This is a genomic window from Variovorax sp. TLI9-5A, from assembly GCF_056867935.1.
Genome location: NZ_CP200310.1, coordinates 5,359,469 through 5,377,357 on the forward strand (window position 1 = coordinate 5,359,469; position 17,889 = coordinate 5,377,357).

18 protein-coding genes are annotated in these 17,889 nt (G+C 67.5%); 16 read left to right on the forward strand and 2 right to left on the reverse strand.

Annotation, left to right across the window (positions count from 1 at the left end; genetic code table 11):
- The 16 genes from AC1VNX_RS25520 to mnhG all read left to right on the forward strand — a co-directional run bounded on the left by AC1VNX_RS25520 (position 1) and on the right by mnhG (position 16,127).
- Positions 1–2,013, forward strand: a complete 2,013-nt coding sequence (locus AC1VNX_RS25520; RefSeq protein ID WP_483160411.1) for a bifunctional 3-phosphoshikimate 1-carboxyvinyltransferase/cytidylate kinase — start codon at positions 1–3, stop codon at positions 2,011–2,013.
- A 229-nt stretch (positions 2,014–2,242) separates the two neighbouring features.
- Complete coding sequence (gene rpsA, locus AC1VNX_RS25525; protein WP_019654767.1) at positions 2,243–3,931, forward strand: 30S ribosomal protein S1; 1,689 nt, start codon at positions 2,243–2,245, stop codon at positions 3,929–3,931.
- A gap of 77 nt (positions 3,932–4,008) precedes the next feature.
- The gene (locus AC1VNX_RS25530; RefSeq protein ID WP_093050102.1) at positions 4,009–4,338 is read left to right on the forward strand and encodes an integration host factor subunit beta; all 330 of its coding nucleotides are present in this window, start codon (positions 4,009–4,011) and stop codon (positions 4,336–4,338) included.
- A 46-nt stretch (positions 4,339–4,384) separates the two neighbouring features.
- Complete coding sequence (locus AC1VNX_RS25535) at positions 4,385–4,744, forward strand: LapA family protein (RefSeq protein WP_483160412.1); 360 nt, start codon at positions 4,385–4,387, stop codon at positions 4,742–4,744.
- Positions 4,734–5,903: a lipopolysaccharide assembly protein LapB gene (gene lapB / locus AC1VNX_RS25540; RefSeq protein ID WP_483160413.1), complete on the forward strand. Its 1,170-nt coding sequence runs from the start codon at positions 4,734–4,736 to the stop codon at positions 5,901–5,903. Before AC1VNX_RS25535 ends, lapB begins: the two co-directional genes overlap by 11 nt.
- 140 nt (positions 5,904–6,043) lie before the next feature.
- The gene (locus tag AC1VNX_RS25545; protein ID WP_483160414.1) at positions 6,044–6,367 is read left to right on the forward strand and encodes a ComEA family DNA-binding protein; all 324 of its coding nucleotides are present in this window, start codon (positions 6,044–6,046) and stop codon (positions 6,365–6,367) included.
- A gap of 166 nt (positions 6,368–6,533) precedes the next feature.
- Positions 6,534–7,502 (forward strand): TRAP transporter substrate-binding protein, encoded by a 969-nt coding sequence (locus AC1VNX_RS25550; protein ID WP_483160415.1) that lies wholly within the window; start codon positions 6,534–6,536, stop codon positions 7,500–7,502.
- Between the two features lie 3 nt (positions 7,503–7,505).
- On the forward strand, positions 7,506–8,039 hold the full coding sequence (locus tag AC1VNX_RS25555; protein WP_483160416.1) for a TRAP transporter small permease: 534 nt from the start codon (positions 7,506–7,508) through the stop codon (positions 8,037–8,039).
- 36 nt (positions 8,040–8,075) lie between these two features.
- Positions 8,076–9,389 carry a TRAP transporter large permease gene (locus AC1VNX_RS25560; RefSeq protein ID WP_483160417.1) on the forward strand — a complete coding sequence of 438 codons (1,314 nt, stop codon included), beginning with the start codon at positions 8,076–8,078 and terminating at the stop codon, positions 9,387–9,389.
- 51 nt (positions 9,390–9,440) lie between these two features.
- Entirely contained in the window at positions 9,441–9,818 is a 378-nt protein-coding gene (gene crcB / locus AC1VNX_RS25565; RefSeq protein ID WP_483160418.1) for a fluoride efflux transporter CrcB, read from the forward strand.
- Positions 9,819–9,905: 87 nt separating this feature from the next.
- Positions 9,906–12,854, forward strand: coding sequence for a monovalent cation/H+ antiporter subunit A (locus tag AC1VNX_RS25570; RefSeq protein WP_483160419.1), 2,949 nt, complete (start codon positions 9,906–9,908; stop codon positions 12,852–12,854).
- Positions 12,854–13,204 carry a Na+/H+ antiporter subunit C gene (locus AC1VNX_RS25575; RefSeq protein ID WP_093236787.1) on the forward strand — a complete coding sequence of 117 codons (351 nt, stop codon included), beginning with the start codon at positions 12,854–12,856 and terminating at the stop codon, positions 13,202–13,204. The genes AC1VNX_RS25570 and AC1VNX_RS25575 overlap by 1 nt, the downstream gene beginning before the upstream one ends.
- A 41-nt stretch (positions 13,205–13,245) precedes the next feature.
- Positions 13,246–14,919 (forward strand): monovalent cation/H+ antiporter subunit D, encoded by a 1,674-nt coding sequence (locus tag AC1VNX_RS25580; protein WP_483162016.1) that lies wholly within the window; start codon positions 13,246–13,248, stop codon positions 14,917–14,919.
- Entirely contained in the window at positions 14,916–15,407 is a 492-nt protein-coding gene (locus AC1VNX_RS25585) for a Na+/H+ antiporter subunit E (protein WP_483160420.1), read from the forward strand. Before AC1VNX_RS25580 ends, AC1VNX_RS25585 begins: the two co-directional genes overlap by 4 nt.
- Complete coding sequence (locus AC1VNX_RS25590) at positions 15,404–15,682, forward strand: K+/H+ antiporter subunit F (RefSeq protein WP_019654754.1); 279 nt, start codon at positions 15,404–15,406, stop codon at positions 15,680–15,682. The genes AC1VNX_RS25585 and AC1VNX_RS25590 overlap by 4 nt, the downstream gene beginning before the upstream one ends.
- Before the next feature lie 61 nt (positions 15,683–15,743).
- Complete coding sequence (gene mnhG, locus AC1VNX_RS25595) at positions 15,744–16,127, forward strand: monovalent cation/H(+) antiporter subunit G (protein WP_483160421.1); 384 nt, start codon at positions 15,744–15,746, stop codon at positions 16,125–16,127.
- Positions 16,128–16,154: 27 nt separating this feature from the next.
- Here mnhG and AC1VNX_RS25600 read toward each other — a convergent pair whose 3' ends face one another.
- Positions 16,155–17,171: an XdhC family protein gene (locus AC1VNX_RS25600; RefSeq protein ID WP_483160422.1), complete on the reverse strand. Its 1,017-nt coding sequence runs from the start codon at positions 17,169–17,171 to the stop codon at positions 16,155–16,157.
- A 19-nt stretch (positions 17,172–17,190) separates the two neighbouring features.
- Positions 17,191–17,865 (reverse strand): SRPBCC family protein, encoded by a 675-nt coding sequence (locus tag AC1VNX_RS25605; RefSeq protein WP_483160423.1) that lies wholly within the window; start codon positions 17,863–17,865, stop codon positions 17,191–17,193.
- Between the last annotated feature and the right edge of the window lie 24 nt (positions 17,866–17,889).

Genomic DNA, 17,889 nt, shown 5'->3' on the forward strand with positions numbered 1-17,889 from the left:
ATGTTCTCGACGACTTTCCTCGACCTCCCGCCCCTCGCGGGCGCGGCCGGCACGGTCCGGCTGCCGGGTTCCAAGAGCATTTCCAACCGCGTGCTGCTGCTGGCCGCACTCGCCAGCGGCACCACCACCATCCACGACCTGCTGGATTCCGACGACACCCGCGTGATGCTCGACGCGCTGCGCGCCCTGGGCTGCGGCGTCGATCCGGCCGGCAGCACGCTGCGCATCACCGGCCTCGGCGGGCAGCTGAAGCCCAGCGAGGCGCTGCTGCCGCTGTTCCTGGGCAATGCAGGCACCGCGATGCGCCCGCTGACGGCCGCCCTGTCGCTGCTGGGCGGTGAGTTCGAGCTCAGCGGCGTGCCGCGCATGCACGAGCGCCCCATCGGCGACCTCGTCGATGCGCTGACCCAGCTCGGCTGCCGCATCGACTACCTCGGCAACCCCGGCTATCCGCCGCTGCGCATCCACCCGGTGCCGCACGGCGACCTGGCGCTCGACGCCTCGATCCGCGTGCGCGGCGACGTGTCGAGCCAGTTCCTCACCGCCCTGCTGCTGGCACTGCCGCTGGCTGCCGCCAACGACATCGTGATCGAGGTGGTCGGCGAGCTGATCTCCAAGCCGTACATCGAGATCACGCTGAACCTGCTGGCGCGCTTCGGCATCCAGGTTCACCGCGACGGCTGGGAGCGCTTCACCATTCCCGCCGGCAGCCGCTACAGCTCGCCGGGTGACATCCACGTCGAGGCGGATGCCTCCTCCGCCAGCTACTTCATCGCGCTCGGCGCCATCGCAACCGGCGTTTCGGGCAAGGACGGCATCCGCATCGAGGGCGTGGGTGCCGACTCGATCCAGGGCGACATTCGCTTCATCGACGCCGCCCGCCAGATGGGCGCGCTGGTCGACAGCGGGCCGAACTGGCTCGAGATCCGCCGGGGCGCCTGGCCGCTCAAGGCCATCGACCTCGACGCCAACCACATTCCGGACGCCGCGATGACGCTGGCCGTGATGGCGCTCTATGCCGACGGCCCCACCACGCTGCGCAACATCGCGAGCTGGCGCGTGAAGGAAACCGACCGCATCGACGCCATGGCCAATGAGCTGCGCAAGCTCGGCGCCACGGTCGAGGCGGGGCCCGATTTCATCCGGGTACATCCGCTGGCGCAGGCCGGCTGGCGCCCCGCGAGCATCCGCACCTACGACGACCATCGCGTGGCGATGTGCTTCTCGCTGGCGGCGTTCAATCCGGCGGGCGTGCCGGTGCGCATCCTCGATCCGCACTGCGTCGCCAAGACCTTCCCCGACTACTTCGAGACACTCTTCTGCGTGGCCGAGGCCGCCGAAGTGCCCGTGATCTGCATCGACGGCCCGACCGCCTCCGGCAAGGGCACGCTGGCCGCCGAGGTGGCGCGCCTGCTGGGCTACCACTATCTCGATTCAGGCTCGCTCTACCGCGTGACCGGCCTTGCCGTGCGCCGCGCCGGCCTGAGCGCCGACACGCAGCACGAGGCCGAAGTCGCAGCCCTCGCCGCCGCCCTGCCCCTGCAGTTCACCGAAGGCAAGGTGCTGCTGGACGGGGAAGACGTGAGCGACGAGATCCGCACCGAAGCCGCCGGCATGGACGCCTCCCGCGTTTCCGCGCTGCCGGCCGTGCGCGAGGCACTGCTGGCGCTGCAGCAGCGTTTTCGCCGGCTGCCGGGCCTGGTGGCCGACGGCCGCGACATGGGCACCGTGATCTTCCCCGACGCGGCGCTCAAGGTCTTCCTCACGGCCAGTGCCGCCCAGCGGGCCGAACGGCGCCATAAGCAGTTGATTTCAAAGGGAATTTCGACTACACTCGACAGTCTTCGCTCCGACTTGGAGGCCCGTGACGCCAGGGATTCGTCCCGCAGCGTCGCCCCCCTGAAGCCGGCGCAGGACGCCCGCCACCTCGACAACTCGCAGTTGTCCATCGAGCAATCGATCGACACGGTGTTGGACTGGTGGCAGCAAATTCAGCCGTTCAAGCCCGCTTGAGCGGCTTGAAGTGACAGCCTTTCAGGTCCGCTTGAAAAGCTGGCGCCCAACGGCATATCCGTAGGCGCATACCGCTCCAGCAGGCTCCTTCCGCGCGACAGCGCACCGGCCTGCTGGTTGTTCAACCAACCGGGCTCATGCCCACAAAACCGCCGTCTACAGACCCACAGCAGCCGCACGCAATTTCGCAAGAGCGCCTGCCAACCCTGCCTGACGGAAGGAAACATACATGTCTGAATCTTTTGCCGATCTGTTCGAAGAGTCCCTGAAGCGTTCCGAAATGCGCACGGGCGAGGTCATCACCGCCGAAGTCGTGCGCGTGGAACACAACCACGTCGTCGTCAACGCCGGCCTGAAGTCCGAAGCGTACGTGCCGATCGAAGAGTTCAAGAACGACAAGGGCGAACTCGAAGTGCAGGCCGGCGACTTCGTTTCCGTTGCCATCGGCAGCGTTGAAAACGGCTACGGCGACACCATCCTCTCGCGCGACACCGCCAAGCGTCTGGCTTCGTGGCTCGCCCTGGAGAAGGCCCTGGAATCGGGCGACTTCGTCACCGGCACCACCAGCGGCAAGGTCAAGGGCGGCCTCACGGTCCTGGTCAACGGCATCCGCGCATTCCTGCCGGGCTCGCTGATCGACACGCGTCCGATCAAGGACCTGACCCCGTACGAGAACAAGACCCTCGAATTCAAGGTCATCAAGCTCGACCGCAAGCGCAACAACGTCGTGCTGTCGCGCCGCGCCGTGGTCGAGGCCAGCATGGGCGAAGAACGCGCCAAGCTGATGGAAACGCTGAAGGAAGGCGCAGTGGTGCGCGGCGTGGTCAAGAACATCACCGAGTACGGTGCGTTCGTGGACCTCGGCGGCATCGACGGCCTGCTGCACATCACCGACATGGCATGGCGCCGTGTCCGCCACCCGAGCGAAGTCGTTCAGGCCGGCCAGGAAATCACCGCCAAGATTCTCAAGTTCGACACCGAGAAGAACCGCGTGTCGCTGGGTCTGAAGCAGATGGGCGACGACCCGTGGATGGGCGTTTCGCGCCGCTACCCGCAAGGCACCCGCCTGTTCGGCAAGGTCACGAACATCGCCGACTACGGCGCGTTCGTCGAACTCGAGCCCGGCATCGAAGGCCTGGTGCACGTCTCCGAAATGGACTGGACCAACAAGAACATCGCTCCGAACAAGATCGTCTCGCTGGGCGACGAAGTCGAAGTCATGGTCCTCGAAATCGACGAAGACAAGCGCCGCATCAGCCTGGGCATGAAGCAGTGCAAGGCCAACCCGTGGCAAGAGTTCGCGCAGAACACCAAGCGCGGCGACCGCGTCAAGGGCCCGATCAAGTCGATCACCGACTTCGGCGTGTTCGTGGGTCTGGCTGCCGGCATCGACGGCCTGGTTCACCTGTCCGACCTCTCGTGGAACGAAGCCGGCGAAACCGCCGTTCGCAACTACAAGAAGGGCCAGGAAGTCGAAGCGATCGTGCTGGCTGTCGACGTCGACCGCGAGCGCATCTCGCTGGGCATCAAGCAGCTCGACAGCGACCCGTTCACCACCTTCACCACGGTGAACGACAAGGGCCAGATCGTGACCGGCAAGGTCAAGACCGTGGACGCCCGCGGCGCTGAAATCGACCTCGGCGAAGACATCGTCGGCTACCTGCGTGCTTCGGAAATCTCGCGCGACCGCGTCGAAGATGCCCGCAACGTGCTGAAGGAAGGCGACGAAGTCACGGCCATCGTCGTGAACGTTGATCGCAAGACCCGCAACATCCAGCTGTCGATCAAGCAGAAGGACATGGTCGACGAACAAGGCGCCATGGCCAGCCTGAGCCAGCAGTCGGCACGCGAGAACGCGGGCACGACCAGCCTGGGCGCCCTGCTGCGCGCCAAGCTGGACAACAACGACAGCAAGTAAGCTGAGCCGGAAGACAGAGCAGGCCCTGGGGCCGCTCTGTCTTTTTTTCGCCCACGTTTTTCGTTTATGTTTGGCCTATGACACGCTCGGACCTCGTCGAAGAACTCGCAGCCCGCTTTGCACAGCTCACGCACCGCGATGCCGAATACGCCGTCAAGACCATCCTCGACGCCATGAGCGACGCGCTGGTACGCGGACACCGCATCGAGATCCGTGGCTTCGGCAGCTTCTCGGTCAACCGGCGCCCGCCGCGCATCGGCCGCAACCCGCGCTCGGGCGAAAGCGTGCAGATCCCCGAGAAGCGGGTACCGCACTTCAAGCCCGGCAAGGCGCTGCGCGAAGCCGTCGATGCACGCACCGCGGAGCTCGACGCCGGCGGCAAGGAAGCCAAGGGCCGCAAGGCCTGACGCACGTGGATGCAAACGTAGAATGCTCCCGGCAACGGGAACGGCTATGAAATACCTCCTGTGGCTGCTCAAGGCAGCCATTTTTTTTACGCTCTTCGCCTTCGCGCTGAACAACCAGCACGACGCGACCGTCTACTTCTTCTTCGGCACCTACTGGCGTGCGCCGCTGGTGCTGGTCGTGCTCGCGGCCTTTGCCGGCGGGCTCGTGGTGGGAGCACTGGGCATGCTGCCGGGCTGGTGGAAGCACCGTGCCGCGGCGGCTCAAGTGCCCGCCGCAGGCGACACCACCCAGTCATCCGCACCGCCGGCCGCCACGAGCGCAACACCTGCAGCCGCCGTGTCGGTCGCCGGTGTGCCAGCCATCACCACCACCGACCTTCCCGCCGCACGTCAACATGGACTTTGATCCCAGCTGGCTGCTGATCAGCCTGCCCGTCGCCTTCGTGCTGGGCTGGCTCGCATCGCGCTTCGACATCCGGCAACTCAAGCTCGAGAACCGCCAGGCACCCAAGGCCTACTTCCGCGGCCTCAACTTCCTGCTCAACGAGCAGCAGGACCAGGCCATCGACGCCTTCATCGAGGCGGTACAGAACGACCCCGACACGCAGGAGCTGCACTTCGCGCTCGGCAACCTGTTCCGCCGCCGCGGCGAGTACCAGCGCGCGGTGCGCGTGCACGAGCACCTGCTGGGCCGCGGCGACTTGAGCCGCAGCGACCGCGAACGCGCACAGCACGCACTCGCGCAAGACTTCCTGCGCGCCGGCCTGCTCGACCGCGCCGAAGCCGCGCTGCAGAAGCTCGAAGGCACGCGCTACGAGAACGAGGCCCGGCTCGCGCTGCTGGCCATCTACGAACGTTCGCGCGAATGGGCCCAGGCGGCCGACGTGGCGCAGAAGCTCGACGAGTCCGACCAGGCCAGCTACAGCACGCGCCGCGCGCATCACCTCTGCGAGCAGGCCACCGAGCGCGTGGCGGCGGGCGACCTGCCCGGCGCTGCCAAGCTGCTGGAACAGGCCGTCGAACTCGCGCCGCAGGCGCCGCGCCCGGCCATCGACACCGCCAACCTGCAACTGCGCAACGGCGAGGCGAACGCGGCCTTCGGCACCCTCGTGGCCCTGAGCGACACCGCACCGCTGGCGCTGCCGCTCTATGCCGCCACGCTGCAACAAGCCGCCGTGGCCGCGCACCGCGAAGCCGACGCGCTCGAACTGCTGCAGCGCCGCTATGTCGATTCGCCCTCCATCGACGTGCTCGAAGCACTGATGGCTCTTGGCGGCAAGCCGAGCGCCACGGCCGAAGAGCCGAACCCCACGCCGCGCGACGGCTACATCGCGCACCTTGCGCAGCAGCCCTCGCTGGTCGCGGCTTCGCGCTGGCTCGCGGGCGAGCGCTTCGAGCACGAGCAGTTCCATCCACAGGTGCAGCGCGCGCTCGACCAGGCCACGCGGCCGCTCATGCGCTACCGCTGCGCGGCCTGCGGCTTCGAGGCGCACCAGTACTTCTGGCATTGCCCCGGCTGCCAGGCCTGGGACAGCTATCCACCGCGCCGCGTCGAAGAACTCTGATCACGTTTCTGAACAATGGTCACATGGACGCCGGCACGGCCTCCATGCGTCAACGCCCTGCTTTCGTGCCTCGTTGAGCGCGGGCCGACGATCCCGTCGGCAGTTACTCATCAACAAGACCACAGGGAGTTTTCATCATCATGTTCAAGAAGATCCTGGCGACCACCGCCATGCTGTTCGCGGTTGCCGCATTCGCGGCCGTCGACGTCAACAAGGGAACGGAAGCCGATCTCGACGGCATCAAGGGCGTCGGCCCGTCGATGTCCAAGCGCATCCTCGAAGCACGCAAGGAAGGCGAGTTCAAGGACTGGCCCGACTTCATGCAGCGCGTGAAGGGCGTGAAGGAAAAGAACGCGGCCAAGCTCTCGGCCGAAGGCCTGACGGTCAACGGCAAGAGCTTCGGCGATGCGGCCCCCGCCGCATCGAAGGAAGCGAAGGCTCCGGCCAAGGCTGCCAAGCCCTGATTCTTGCTTCGATAGAAATATGCAAAGCCGCCTACGGGCGGCTTTTTCATGCGCGCCGTCGCGGGGGAATGACAGGGAAATGGCAGGGAAAAGCCTCAGGAAGTGGCCCGGAATTTGCACGTAAGCTTCCTTTCGTTTTGCTTTCACTACATTCCGGAGCGAGTCAATGAATCACAAGTTCGGCATTGCCCTCGCGGGCCTCACCCTCGGTGCCGCGGCATTCGCCCAGACCAAGTGGGACCTGCCCACGGCCTACCCGGCCACCAACTACCACACGGAAAACATCACGCAGTTCGCGAAGGACGTGGACGCGGCCACGGGCGGCAAGGTGAAGATCACGGTGCATGCCAACGCGTCGCTGTTCAAGGCGCCCGAGATCAAGCGCGCCGTGCAGAGCGGCCAGGCGCAGGCCGGCGAGATCCTGTTGGCCAACTTCGCCAACGAGAATCCTATCTACGCGCTCGACGGCGTGCCCTTTCTCGCCACCACCTACCCCGAGGCGCGAAAGCTCTACGACGCATCGAAGCCCGCCATGGAGAAGCTGCTCGCGGCCCAGGGCATCAAGGTGCTGTTCGTGGTGCCGTGGGCGCCGCAAGGCATCTACACCAAGAAGGAAATCGGCTCGGTGGCCGACCTGCGCGGCATCAAGTGGCGCGCCTACAGCCCGGCGACAGCCAAGATCGCCGAGCTCATCGGCGCGCAGCCGGTGCAGATCCAGCAGGCCGAACTCAGCGCGGCCATGGCCACGGGCGTGATCGAGAGCTACATGAGCTCGGGTTCCACCGGCTACGACACCAAGACCTACGAGCACATCAAGAACTTCTACGACACGCAGGCCTGGATTCCCAAGAACGCGATTTTGGTGAACGCCAAGGCTTTCGACGCGCTCGACGCCGCCGCCAAGGCGGCCGTCACCAAGGCCGCCGCCGACGCCGAGGCGCGCGGCTGGAAGGTGGCGCAGGAGAAGAACGAGGAGTACAAGCGCCTGCTCGCCGAGCGCGGCATGAAGATCCACAAGCCCTCGCCCAAGCTCGACGCCGACATGCGCCAGGTCGGCGGCATCATGCAGGCCGACTGGCTCAAGGTGGCCGGTGCCGACGGCGCCGCGATCGTCGACACGTACAAGAAGAAGTAGGCGATGCGCCGCTTCCTGGACCGCCTGTACGACGGTGCGGGCGCGCTGGGCGCGCTCTGCGTGTTCCTGATCTTCGTGCTGATGATCCTGGCCGGCGTGGGCCGGCAGATGAACTGGCACGTGAGCGGGCTCAACGACGTGGTGGCCTGGCTGTGCGCCGCCGCCGCGTTCTTCGCAATGGCTCATGCGTTCCGCCACGGCGACTTCGTGCGCGTGACGCTGCTGCTGGAAGCCGTGTCGCCGAAGATGCGGCGGGTGCTCGACGTGGGCTGCCTGCTGGTCGCCGCGGTGTCGGTGGCCTACCTCACCTACTGGGCCACCAGCTTCACCTACGAGAGCTACGAGTTCGCGGAGATGGCGACCGGCCTCGTGGTCATTCCGATCTGGATTCCGCAGTCGACCTTCGTGATCGGCTGCTGGCTGCTGCTGATCGCCATGATCGACGAGCTGGTCGGCGTGGTGCGCGGTGAGAAGCCCAGCTACCAGCGCGCCATCGAGGAGCGCCACGCGGCGGGCGACTTCTCCTCCGACGTCTGAACGAACCCGACAACGACAACAACAGCAAGGGCACCGATGTTCGAAAACCTCTGGATGGGCGCGCTGCTGCTCGCGATCATGCTGCTGCTCCTGGCGGGCGGCGTGTGGATCGCGATGACACTGGCCATCGTCGGCTGGGTCGGCCAGGCCTTCTTCACCAACACGCTGCCGGGCAAGAACCTGTTCTCCGCCTTCTGGGAAAGCAACGCGAGCTGGGAGCTGGCGGCGCTGCCGCTCTTCATATGGATGGGCGAGATCCTGTTCCGTACCAAGCTCAGCGAGGAGATGTTCGAGGGCCTGCGCCCCTGGCTCAATCGCGTGCCCGGCCGGCTGATGCACACCACCATCCTCGGCTGCGGCGTGTTCGGCTCGGTCTCGGGCTCGTCGGCCGCCACCTGCGCGACCATCGCCAAGGTGGCGCTGCCCGAGCTCAAGCGCCGCGGCTACAACGAGAAGCTGGCCATCGGCTCGCTGGCCACCGCCGGCACGCTGGGGATCCTGATTCCGCCGTCGATCACCATGGTGGTGTACGCGGTGGCGGCCGACGCGTCGATCATCCGCATCTTCCTGGCCGGCTTCCTGCCGGGCTTCCTGTTGATGCTGCTGTTCTCGGGCTACATCGGCTGGTGGAGCCTGCGCAATCCGGGCGAAGTGCCGCCGGCCGATCCGCCGACGAGCTTCATGGAGAAGATCCGGCTGTCGGGCAACCTCATTCCCTGTTCGCTGCTGATCGTCTTCATCGTCTGGGTGCTGGTGGCCGGCTGGGCTACGGCCACCGAGTGCGCGGCCTTCGGCGTGCTGGGCTCGCTGGCCATCGCGGCCTGGGGCCGCAGCCTCACCTGGAAGAACTTCAAGGACGGCATCATGGGCGCCACGCGCACCAGCTGCATGATCATGTTCATCCTGGCGGGTGCCGCCTTCCTCACCAAGACCATGGCCTTCACCGGAATCCCGCGCGAGCTGGCCGAGTGGGTCGACAGCATGCATCTGTCGCCCTACGCGCTGATCGGCGCGCTGGTGCTGGTGTACCTGGTGCTGGGCACAGCGCTGGACGGCATCTCGATGATCGTGCTCACCAGCGCGGTGGTGCTGCCAATGATCCAGAAAGCGGGCTTCGACCTGATCTGGTTCGGCATCTTCATCGTGCTCTTGGTCGAGATCGCCGAGGTCACGCCGCCGGTGGGCTTCAATCTCTTCGTGCTACAGAACATGACGGGCAAGGACAGCAACGTGATCGCGAAGGCGGCGATCCCGTTCTTCTTCTGCCTGGTGCTGTGCATCGTGCTGATTACGCTGTTCCCTAGCATCGTGACGATCCTGCCGGACCTCGTGATGGGCCGTGAGAAATAGGCCAGGACCGGCCCCACCGGGCCGTCCGGCGGCGTGCGGATAATCGTTGCCATGCTGCTGAACGTCATCGTCATCTGCCTCGCCGCCTGCGTCGGCGCCCTCATGCGCTGGGGCTTCGCCCTCTGGCTCAACCCCGGCGGCATCCTGCCCTGGGGCACGCTGGCGGTGAACCTGATCGGCGGCTATCTCATCGGCGTGGCCATCGCCGTCTTCAGCGCCCTGCCGGACATCAATCCGGCTTGGCGGCTGATGGTGATCACCGGCTTCCTCGGCACGCTCACCACCTTCTCCAGCTTCTCGGCCGAAGTGGTGGGCATGCTGACCACCGGCCGCTTCGGCCTCGCGATGGGCACGATCGCGCTGCATCTGGGCGGCTCTCTTTGCATGACCTGGCTAGGGCTGCGCACGGTGCAGTCGTTCTCATCCTGAACCAGATGAAAACTGCGCTAAATCAGCCTTATGTCTTGCGGTTATAGATAAGCCTTTCCATAGGGCCCGCCGATAGAATCGACCCCAATGCCCCTGGTCTTTCTCGTCGCCCTCCCCTTCATCGCCAGCGTGCTGGCCGCGTTGATGCCGTCCAACGCGCGCAACAGGGAGTCGACACTCGCGGGGCTGGTCGCGCTGGGCTGCGCGGTGCAGGCTGCATGGCTCTTCCCGCAGATCGCGCACGGCAACGTGCTGCGCCAGCAGATCGAATGGCTGCCGGCCCTGGGCCTCAACCTCGTGTTCCGCATGGACGGCTTCGCATGGCTGTTCTGCATGCTGGTGCTGGGCATCGGCGCACTGGTGGTGCTCTATGCGCGCTACTACATGTCGGCCTCCGACCCGGTGCCGCGCTTCTTCTCGTTCTTTCTCGCGTTCATGGGCGCGATGATGGGCGTGGTGCTCTCGGGCAACCTGATCCAGATGGTGCTGTTCTGGGAACTCACCAGCCTGTTCTCCTTCCTGCTGATCGGCTACTGGCACCACCGCCGCGACGCGCGGCGCGGCGCGCGCATGGCGCTCACCGTCACCGGCGCGGGCGGGCTGTGCCTGCTGGCCGGCGTGCTGGTGCTGGGCCGCATCACCGGCAGCTACGAGCTCGACGTGGTGCTGGCCTCTGGCGACCTCATCCGCGCGCACTCGCTTTACCCCGTCGCGCTCACGCTGGTATTGCTGGGCGCCTTCACCAAGAGCGCGCAGTTCCCCTTCCACTTCTGGCTGCCGCGTGCCATGGCCGCGCCCACGCCGGTGTCGGCCTACCTGCACTCGGCCACCATGGTGAAGCTGGGCGTGTTCCTGATGGCGCGGTTGTGGCCGGTGCTCTCGGGCACGGAGCAGTGGTTCTGGATGGTCGGCGGCGCCGGCGCCATCACGCTGCTGCTCGGCGGCTTCATCGCCATGTTCCAGCGCGACCTGAAGGCGCTGCTGGCCTACTCCACCATCTCGCACCTCGGGCTCATCACGCTGCTGCTGGGGCTGAACAGCCCGCTCGCGGCCGTGGCGGCGGTCTTCCACGTGATGAACCACGCCACCTTCAAGGCGTCGCTCTTCATGGCGGCAGGCATCATCGACCACGAGACCGGCACGCGGGACATCCGCAAGCTCAGCGGCCTGATGCGGCTCATGCCCATCACCGGCACGCTGGCCATCATCGCCAGCGCCTCGATGGCCGGCGTGCCGCTGCTCAACGGCTTTCTCTCGAAGGAGATGTTCTTCGCGGAGACGGTGTTCATCCAGGCGACGCCCTGGGTCGACTTCAGCCTGCCGCTGATCGCCACGCTCGCGGGCATCTTCAGCGTGGCCTATTCGGCGCGCTTCGTGTTCGACGTGTTCTTCGGCCCGCCCTGCGGCGACGAGGTGCCCAGGCATCCGCACGAGCCGCCGCACTGGATGCGCGTGCCGGTCGAGCTGCTGGTGCTGGTGTGCCTGGTGGTGGGCGTGGCGCCGGCCTGGTCGGTCGGCCCGATGCTCGCCGCTGCAGCCACCCCGGTGGTCGGCGGCACGCTGCCTGAGTACAGCCTGGCCGTGTGGCACGGCTTCAACCTGCCGCTGCTGATGAGCTTCGTGGCGCTGGCGGGTGGCGCCGCGCTGTACCTGCTGCATCGCCGCCAGCGCGCGAGCGGCGGGCTCGAACACACGCCGCTGCTGCACCGCTTCGATGGCCAGGTCATCTTCGAACACATCATGGCGCTGCTGAGCGAGGCCGGCCGGCGCAGCCGCCGCCTCTTCGGCACGAAGCGCATGCAGTGGCAGTTGCTGCTGCTGGTGGTGGTGGCCGTCGCCGGCGCGACCGCTTCGCTCTGGCTCACGCCTGCCGCGCCCGGCACGCGCGAGCGGCTGCCCTTCTCGCCGATGTTCGCCATGACCTGGATCATCGGCGGCACCTGCGCGGTCGCCGCCGCGTGGCAAGCCAAGTTCCACCGGCTGGCGGCGCTGATGCTGGCCGCGGGCGCGGGGCTGGTCTCGTGCGTCACCTACATCTGGTTCTCGGCGCCCGACCTCGCGCTGACGCAGCTGGTGGTCGAGGCCGTCACCACGGTTCTGATCCTGCTGGGGCTGCGCTGGCTGCCGATGCGCAGCAAGGACGTGGTGCAGCCCGCGCGCGCGCGGCTCAGGCCCTGGGGCCGGCGCGGGCGCGACCTGCTGATCGCGGCCATCGCCGGCAGCGGCATGGCCGCGCTGGCCTGGGCCATGATGACGCGAACCTTCCCGCAGAGCATCTCGCCCTTCTTCCTCGAACGCGCGCTCACCGAGGGCGGCGGCACCAATGTGGTCAACGTGATGCTGGTCGACTTCCGCGGCTTCGACACCTTCGGCGAGATCACGGTGCTGGGCATCGTGGCGCTCACGGTGTACGCACTGCTGCGGCGCTTCCGCCCCGCCATCGAGTCGATGGCGCTGCCGATCCAGCAGCGGCTGCAGGCCGACGACGGCAGCAGCGACCTGCTGAACCCGCGCCGCGCCAAGGACACCGCCGTCGGCTACCTGATGGTGCCGGCCGTGCTGGTGCGCCTGCTGCTGCCGGTCTCGGTGCTGGTGTCGGTCTATTTCTTCATGCGCGGCCACAACGCACCGGGCGGCGGCTTCGTCGCGGGGCTGGTGATGTCGGTCGCGCTGGTGCTGCAGTTCATCGTCTCGGGCACCGAATGGGTGGAGGAGCACCTGCGCATCTACCCGCGCCGCTGGATCGCCATCGGCCTGCTGCTGGCGCTGGCCACCGGCGCCGGCGCGGTGTTCTTCGGCTATCCCTTCCTCACCACGCACACCGCGCACCTGCACCTGCCGCTCCTGGGCGAGGTGCACGTGCCCAGCGCCCTCTTCTTCGACACCGGCGTGTTCGCGCTGGTGCTCGGCGCCACCATGCTGATCCTGACCGCGCTGGCCCACCAGTCGATACGAAGCCACCGCTGGGCCGACGAGCAAAAAGAAAAAGAGGCGGAGGCGACCGCCGCCGCCACCTCCGAGGGAGGGGCCGGCTGATGGAAATCGTGCTCGCACTCGCCATCGGCGTGCTCACCGGCTCGGGTGTCTACATGCTGCTGCGCCCCCGCACCTTCCAGGTCATCATGGGCCTGACGCTGATCTCGTACGCGGTCAACCTCTTCATCTTCAGCATGGGGCGGCTCAAGGTCGACAGCGAGCCGGTGCTCATCAAGGGCCTGACCGCCACGCTGGCCAACACGGCCGACCCGATGCCGCAGGCGCTGGTGCTCACCGCGATCGTGATCGGCTTCGCGATGACGGCGCTCTTCCTCGTCGTGATGCTCGCCTCGCGCGGCCTCACCGGCACCGACCATGTGGACGGTGAAGAACGGCAGGAGGCAGAGTGAAGGAGGTTTTTCATCTGCTCGACCAGCTGCTCGAGTTCAGCATGCCGCACCTGGTGGCGGTACCGATCCTCGTGCCCATGCTCACGGCCGCGCTCATGCTGCTGCTGGGCGAGAACCGCCGGCGCGCCAAGTCGGCCCTGAGCGTGGTCTCGGGCCTGGTCGGCCTGCTGGCCGCGCTGGCGCTGCTGCGCTGGGTGAATGCGCCCGACACCGGCGGCGGCCCCGGCTCCATCGGCGTGTACCTGCCGGGCAACTGGCGCGCGCCATTCGGCATCGTGCTGGTGGCCGACCGGCTCTCGACCATGATGGTGGCGCTCACCGGCGTGATCGCCTTCGCCGCGTCGATCTACTCCACCTCGCGCTGGGACCGCGCAGGCGTGCACTTCCACCCGCTGCTGCAGCTGCAGCTCATGGGCCTGAACGGCGCCTTCCTCACGGGCGACCTGTTCAACCTGTTCGTGTTCTTCGAAGTGATGCTCGCGGCCTCCTACGGCCTGCTGCTGCACGGTTCGGGCCGGCTGCGCGTGCAGGCGGGTCTGCACTACATCGCGATCAACCTCGCGGCCTCTTCGCTGTTCCTTATCGGCGCGGCCATCCTCTACGGCGTGACCGGCACGCTCAACATGGCCGACCTGGGCATGCGCATCGCAGAGCTCTCGCCGGGCGACCGCGGGCTGGTGCACGCGGCCACCGCCATCCTCTTCACCGCCTTCTTCGCTAAGGCGGGCGCGTGGCCGCTCAACTTCTGGCTGGTGCCGGCCTACAGCGCGGCCGTCTCGCCGGTGGGCGCGGTGTTCGCATTGCTCACCAAGCTGGGCGTCTACACCGTGCTGCGGCTGTGGACGGTGCTGTTCGCACCCGACACCGGCGCATCGGCCGCCTTCGGCCAGCCGGTGCTGGTGGGCGCGGGCATTGCCACGCTCTTCGTGGCGGCCTTGGGCATCCTCGGCACGCAGCGGCTTTCCAACCTCGCGGGCTTCAGCGTGCTGATGTCGGCCGGCACGCTGCTCGCCGCCGTGGGGCTGGGGCAGCCGGCCGTGTGGGCCGGCGCGCTCTTCTACCTGCTGAGCTCCACGCTGGCGGTGAGCGCCTTCTTCCTGCTGACCGACATGATCGAGCGCTGGCGCAATGCCGGCATGAGCGTGGCGCCGCACGAGGCCGCGGGCACGGCGCCCTTCCTGGCCGAAGACCTGAGCGCGCTGAGCGACGTGAACCTCGACGACGACGCGCAGGCGCTCTACGGCCGGGCCATTCCGGCGGGCGTCGCCTTCCTCGGCCTGAGCTTCATGATCTGCACGCTGCTGCTGACCGGCCTGCCGCCGCTGTCGGGCTTCGTCGGCAAGTTCGCGATGCTCTCGGGGCTGATGAACGGCAGCGGCGCCATCGGCACGGCCAGCTGGACCTTCCTGGTGCTGCTGATCGCCTCCGGTTTCCTCGCGCTGATCGCGCTGAGCCGCACCGGCATCCGCCATTTCTGGACCCAGCCGCACGCCAACCTGCCCTCGCTGCCCGCGCTCGAAGTGCTGCCGGTGGCAGGGCTGATCGCCGCCTGTGTCGCACTCACGGTCTGGGCCGAGCCGGTGCTGCGCCACGCGCAGGCCACCGCCGAAGGCCTGCGCACGCCCGCCGCCTATCGCGCGGCGGTGATGGAGGCGCGGCAAGTACCGAACCCGACGCCATCCGCCAAGGCCGAAGGAAAGGCAGGCGCGCAATGAGACGCCTGATTCCCTCCCCGCCGCTGTCCCTCGCGCTGTTCGTCATCTGGCTGCTGCTCAACCAGTCGCTCGAGGCGAGCACGCTGCTGTCGGGCGTGGTGCTCGCCATCGCCGTGCCGCTCCTGACCGAGGGCCTGCGCCCCGCCACGGTGCGCATGCGCCGGCCCGGCGTGGCGCTGCGGCTGTGCGGCGTCGTGCTCTACGACATGTCGGTGTCGGTGTTCGCGGTGTCGCGTGCGCTGCTCACGCGCCGCAGCGAGAAGATCCAGGCAAGCTTCCTGCGCATACCGCTGGACATGCGCGATCCCAACGGCCTCGCGGTGCTCGCGATGATCATGTGCCTCACGCCCGGCACCGCCTGGGGCGAGGTGGCCTTCGACCGCAGCACCCTGCTGATCCACGTGTTCGACCTCGAGGACGAGGCGGCCTTCATCGCGCAGATCAAGAGCCGCTACGAACGCCCGCTGATGGAGATCTTCGAATCATGACGCCCATCCTTTTCTGGTCGCTCAAGTTCGCGCTGTTCCTGCTGGCGGTGGCGATGCTGTGCGCCGTCGCGCGCCTGCTGATCGGCCCTTCCGCGCAAGACCGCGTGATGGCGCTGGACTGCCTCTACATCAACGGCATGCTGATGATGCTGGTGCTTGGCATCGTCTACGCGAGCGACGTGTACTTCGCCGCCGCGATGCTGATCGCGCTCTTCGGCTTCGTGAGCTCGACGGCGATGGCCAAGTTCCTGCTGCGCGGGGAGGTGATCGAATGAGCGCCGCGCCGGGCCGCCCCAAGCAAGCTCGCACCGCAGTGCGAAGCACGGAGGTATTCCGATGACCGATTTCATCGTGGGCCCGCTGCCGCTGTGGGCCGAGATCGTCACCGCCGTCTTCGCGGTGCTGGGCGCCGCCTTCGCCGCGATCGGCTCCTTCGGGCTGGTGCGGCTGCCGACCTTCTTCCGCCGCATCCACGCGCCGACGCTGGGCGCCACCGGCGGCGTGTGGTCGATGACGGTCGCCACCATCGTGTATTTCTCGGCGCAGGGCCACAGCCTCTTCATGCACGCGGTGCTGATCGTGCTGTTCGTGGCGCTCACCACGCCGGTCACCACCATCTTCCTGATGCGCGCCGCGTTGTTCCGCGAACGGCAGAAGAACGGCGACGTGCCGCCGCCGGCGCCTTCGGACCAGGGGCCGATCCCGCCCTACGAGGGCTGATCGACTAAGGAAGGCCGCGCCGCCGGCTCAGGCGGCCAGCAGCCGCTCCTTGGCCTGCGCCACTTCCATCTCGCGCGGCAGCGTCACCGCGTTCTTCACCGCGAGGATCTCCGCCATCACGCTCACCGCGATCTCCGGCGGCGTCTTGCTGCCGATGTAGATGCCGATGGGCCCGCGCAGCCGCGCGAGCGACTCCTCGGTCTGGTCGAAGTGCTCGATCATGCGCTCGCGCCGCGCGTCGGCATTGCGGCGCGAACCGATGGCGCCGACGTAGAAGGCGTCGCTTTGCAGCGCCTCCAGCAGCGCGAGGTCGTCGAGCTTGGGGTCGTGCGTGAGCGCGACCACGCAGCTGCGGCGGTCGGGACTGAAGGCGGTCACCGCGTCGTCGGGCATGTCGGTCGTGATGTGCACGCCGGGCAGCGACCACGCGGTGCGGTACTCGGCGCGCGGATCGCACAAGGTCACGGCGAAGCCGCTGAACTTGGCCATGGTGGCGAGGTACTCGGCGAGCTGGCCGGCGCCAATCAGCAGCATGCGGTATTCGGGGCCGAAGGTGTTCGTCAGCTCGGTGTCGTTCACCGTGAGCTCGTCGGGCGCCGTCGCCTCGGCGATGCGCACCGCGCCGGTGGCCAGCGTCACCGTGCGCTGCATGAGCTTGCCCTGCTCCAGTTGCGCCACCAGCAGTTCGAGCGAGCCGGCGTCGGGCGCGTATTCGAGCAGCAGTTCCAGCGTGCCGCCGCAGGGCAGTCCGAAGCGGTGCGCCTCGTCGGCGGTGATGCCGTATTTCACGAGTGCGGGCGGCGCGCCCAGCGGCACGTCTTCCGCCTTGCCATGGGCATGGCTGTAGCGCGCGATCAGGTCGTCTTCGATACAGCCGCCCGAGACCGAGCCGACCACCGCGCCGTCTTCGGCCAGGGCCATGATCGAGCCCACGGGCCGGGGCGACGAGCCCCAGGTGCGCACCACCGTCGCCAGCAGCGCGCGCTTGCCGGCACGCCGCCAGTCGCGCAGCGTGCGCAGCACCATGACGTCGAGGTTTTCCATGACGGTGCGGTCCGGGGTTTCAGGCGGCGTCGCCGCCGGGTGCGGCAGGCGCGTCCTTGTCGTCCTTCTTGCCCAGGCCGATCTTCTTCATGAGCCCGGACATCATGCCGGCCTTCTCCGCCGGCGCCTCGGCAGGCTCCGCGGCCGGCGCGGGCGGCGGGCCGTAGCGGCTCTGCATCTCGGCTTCGAAGCGCTTGAAGAAATCGTCGGCCGTGGACTTGGCCGCGCCATCGATCAGGCGCTGGCCGAGCTGGGCGATCTTGCCGCCGACCTGGGCCTGCACGGTGTAGTCGAGTTCGCAGCCTGCGGGGGCGGCGGGCGGTGTCGCGGCATCCGCCTCGTGCGCAATGGCGCCGCCATCGGCCGGGACATCAGGAGCAGTCACCGCTTCAGAAACGACTGGCTTGAGCGTGACGCTCGACGATCCCTTGGCGAAGCCGGCCACGCCGCCCTGCCCTTCGAAGGTGAGCTTGTAGCCATCGGGCGCCACGATGTCCGACAGCAGCACCTTGCCGTTGAACTTGGCCGACACCGGTCCGATCTTGACCGCGAGCGCGACGCTGTACTGGTTGTCGCCCACGAGCTCGAACTTGTCGCAGCCGGGGATGCACTTCTTCAGCGTTTCGGGGTCGTTGAGCGCCTCCCAGGCCTGTTGTTGAGTGACGCCCAATCGGCGGTTTCCGAGCATTTCCATGGTGGGTTCCTTTGTCTTCCTTCC

Excerpts from the sequence above, each read along its gene's own strand:
- mnhG (WP_483160421.1), top strand. The coding sequence starts at position 15,744 with ATGACCGATTTCATCGTGGGCCCGCTGCCGCTGTGGGCCGAGATCGTC.
- AC1VNX_RS25580 (WP_483162016.1), top strand. The coding sequence starts at position 13,246 with ATGCCGCACCTGGTGGCGGTACCGATCCTCGTGCCCATGCTCACGGCC.
- rpsA (WP_019654767.1), top strand. The coding sequence starts at position 2,243 with ATGTCTGAATCTTTTGCCGATCTGTTCGAAGAGTCCCTGAAGCGTTCC.
- lapB (WP_483160413.1), top strand. The coding sequence starts at position 4,734 with ATGGACTTTGATCCCAGCTGGCTGCTGATCAGCCTGCCCGTCGCCTTC.
- AC1VNX_RS25590 (WP_019654754.1), top strand. The coding sequence starts at position 15,404 with ATGACGCCCATCCTTTTCTGGTCGCTCAAGTTCGCGCTGTTCCTGCTG.
- AC1VNX_RS25520 (WP_483160411.1), top strand. The coding sequence starts at position 1 with ATGTTCTCGACGACTTTCCTCGACCTCCCGCCCCTCGCGGGCGCGGCC.
- AC1VNX_RS25530 (WP_093050102.1), top strand. The coding sequence starts at position 4,009 with ATGACACGCTCGGACCTCGTCGAAGAACTCGCAGCCCGCTTTGCACAG.
- AC1VNX_RS25605 (WP_483160423.1), bottom strand. The coding sequence starts at position 17,865 with ATGGAAATGCTCGGAAACCGCCGATTGGGCGTCACTCAACAACAGGCC.
- AC1VNX_RS25585 (WP_483160420.1), top strand. The coding sequence starts at position 14,916 with ATGAGACGCCTGATTCCCTCCCCGCCGCTGTCCCTCGCGCTGTTCGTC.
- AC1VNX_RS25545 (WP_483160414.1), top strand. The coding sequence starts at position 6,044 with ATGTTCAAGAAGATCCTGGCGACCACCGCCATGCTGTTCGCGGTTGCC.
- crcB (WP_483160418.1), top strand. The coding sequence starts at position 9,441 with ATGCTGCTGAACGTCATCGTCATCTGCCTCGCCGCCTGCGTCGGCGCC.
- AC1VNX_RS25555 (WP_483160416.1), top strand. The coding sequence starts at position 7,506 with ATGCGCCGCTTCCTGGACCGCCTGTACGACGGTGCGGGCGCGCTGGGC.
- AC1VNX_RS25560 (WP_483160417.1), top strand. The coding sequence starts at position 8,076 with ATGTTCGAAAACCTCTGGATGGGCGCGCTGCTGCTCGCGATCATGCTG.
- AC1VNX_RS25550 (WP_483160415.1), top strand. The coding sequence starts at position 6,534 with ATGAATCACAAGTTCGGCATTGCCCTCGCGGGCCTCACCCTCGGTGCC.
- AC1VNX_RS25600 (WP_483160422.1), bottom strand. The coding sequence starts at position 17,171 with ATGGAAAACCTCGACGTCATGGTGCTGCGCACGCTGCGCGACTGGCGG.
- AC1VNX_RS25575 (WP_093236787.1), top strand. The coding sequence starts at position 12,854 with ATGGAAATCGTGCTCGCACTCGCCATCGGCGTGCTCACCGGCTCGGGT.
- AC1VNX_RS25570 (WP_483160419.1), top strand. The coding sequence starts at position 9,906 with ATGCCCCTGGTCTTTCTCGTCGCCCTCCCCTTCATCGCCAGCGTGCTG.
- AC1VNX_RS25535 (WP_483160412.1), top strand. The coding sequence starts at position 4,385 with ATGAAATACCTCCTGTGGCTGCTCAAGGCAGCCATTTTTTTTACGCTC.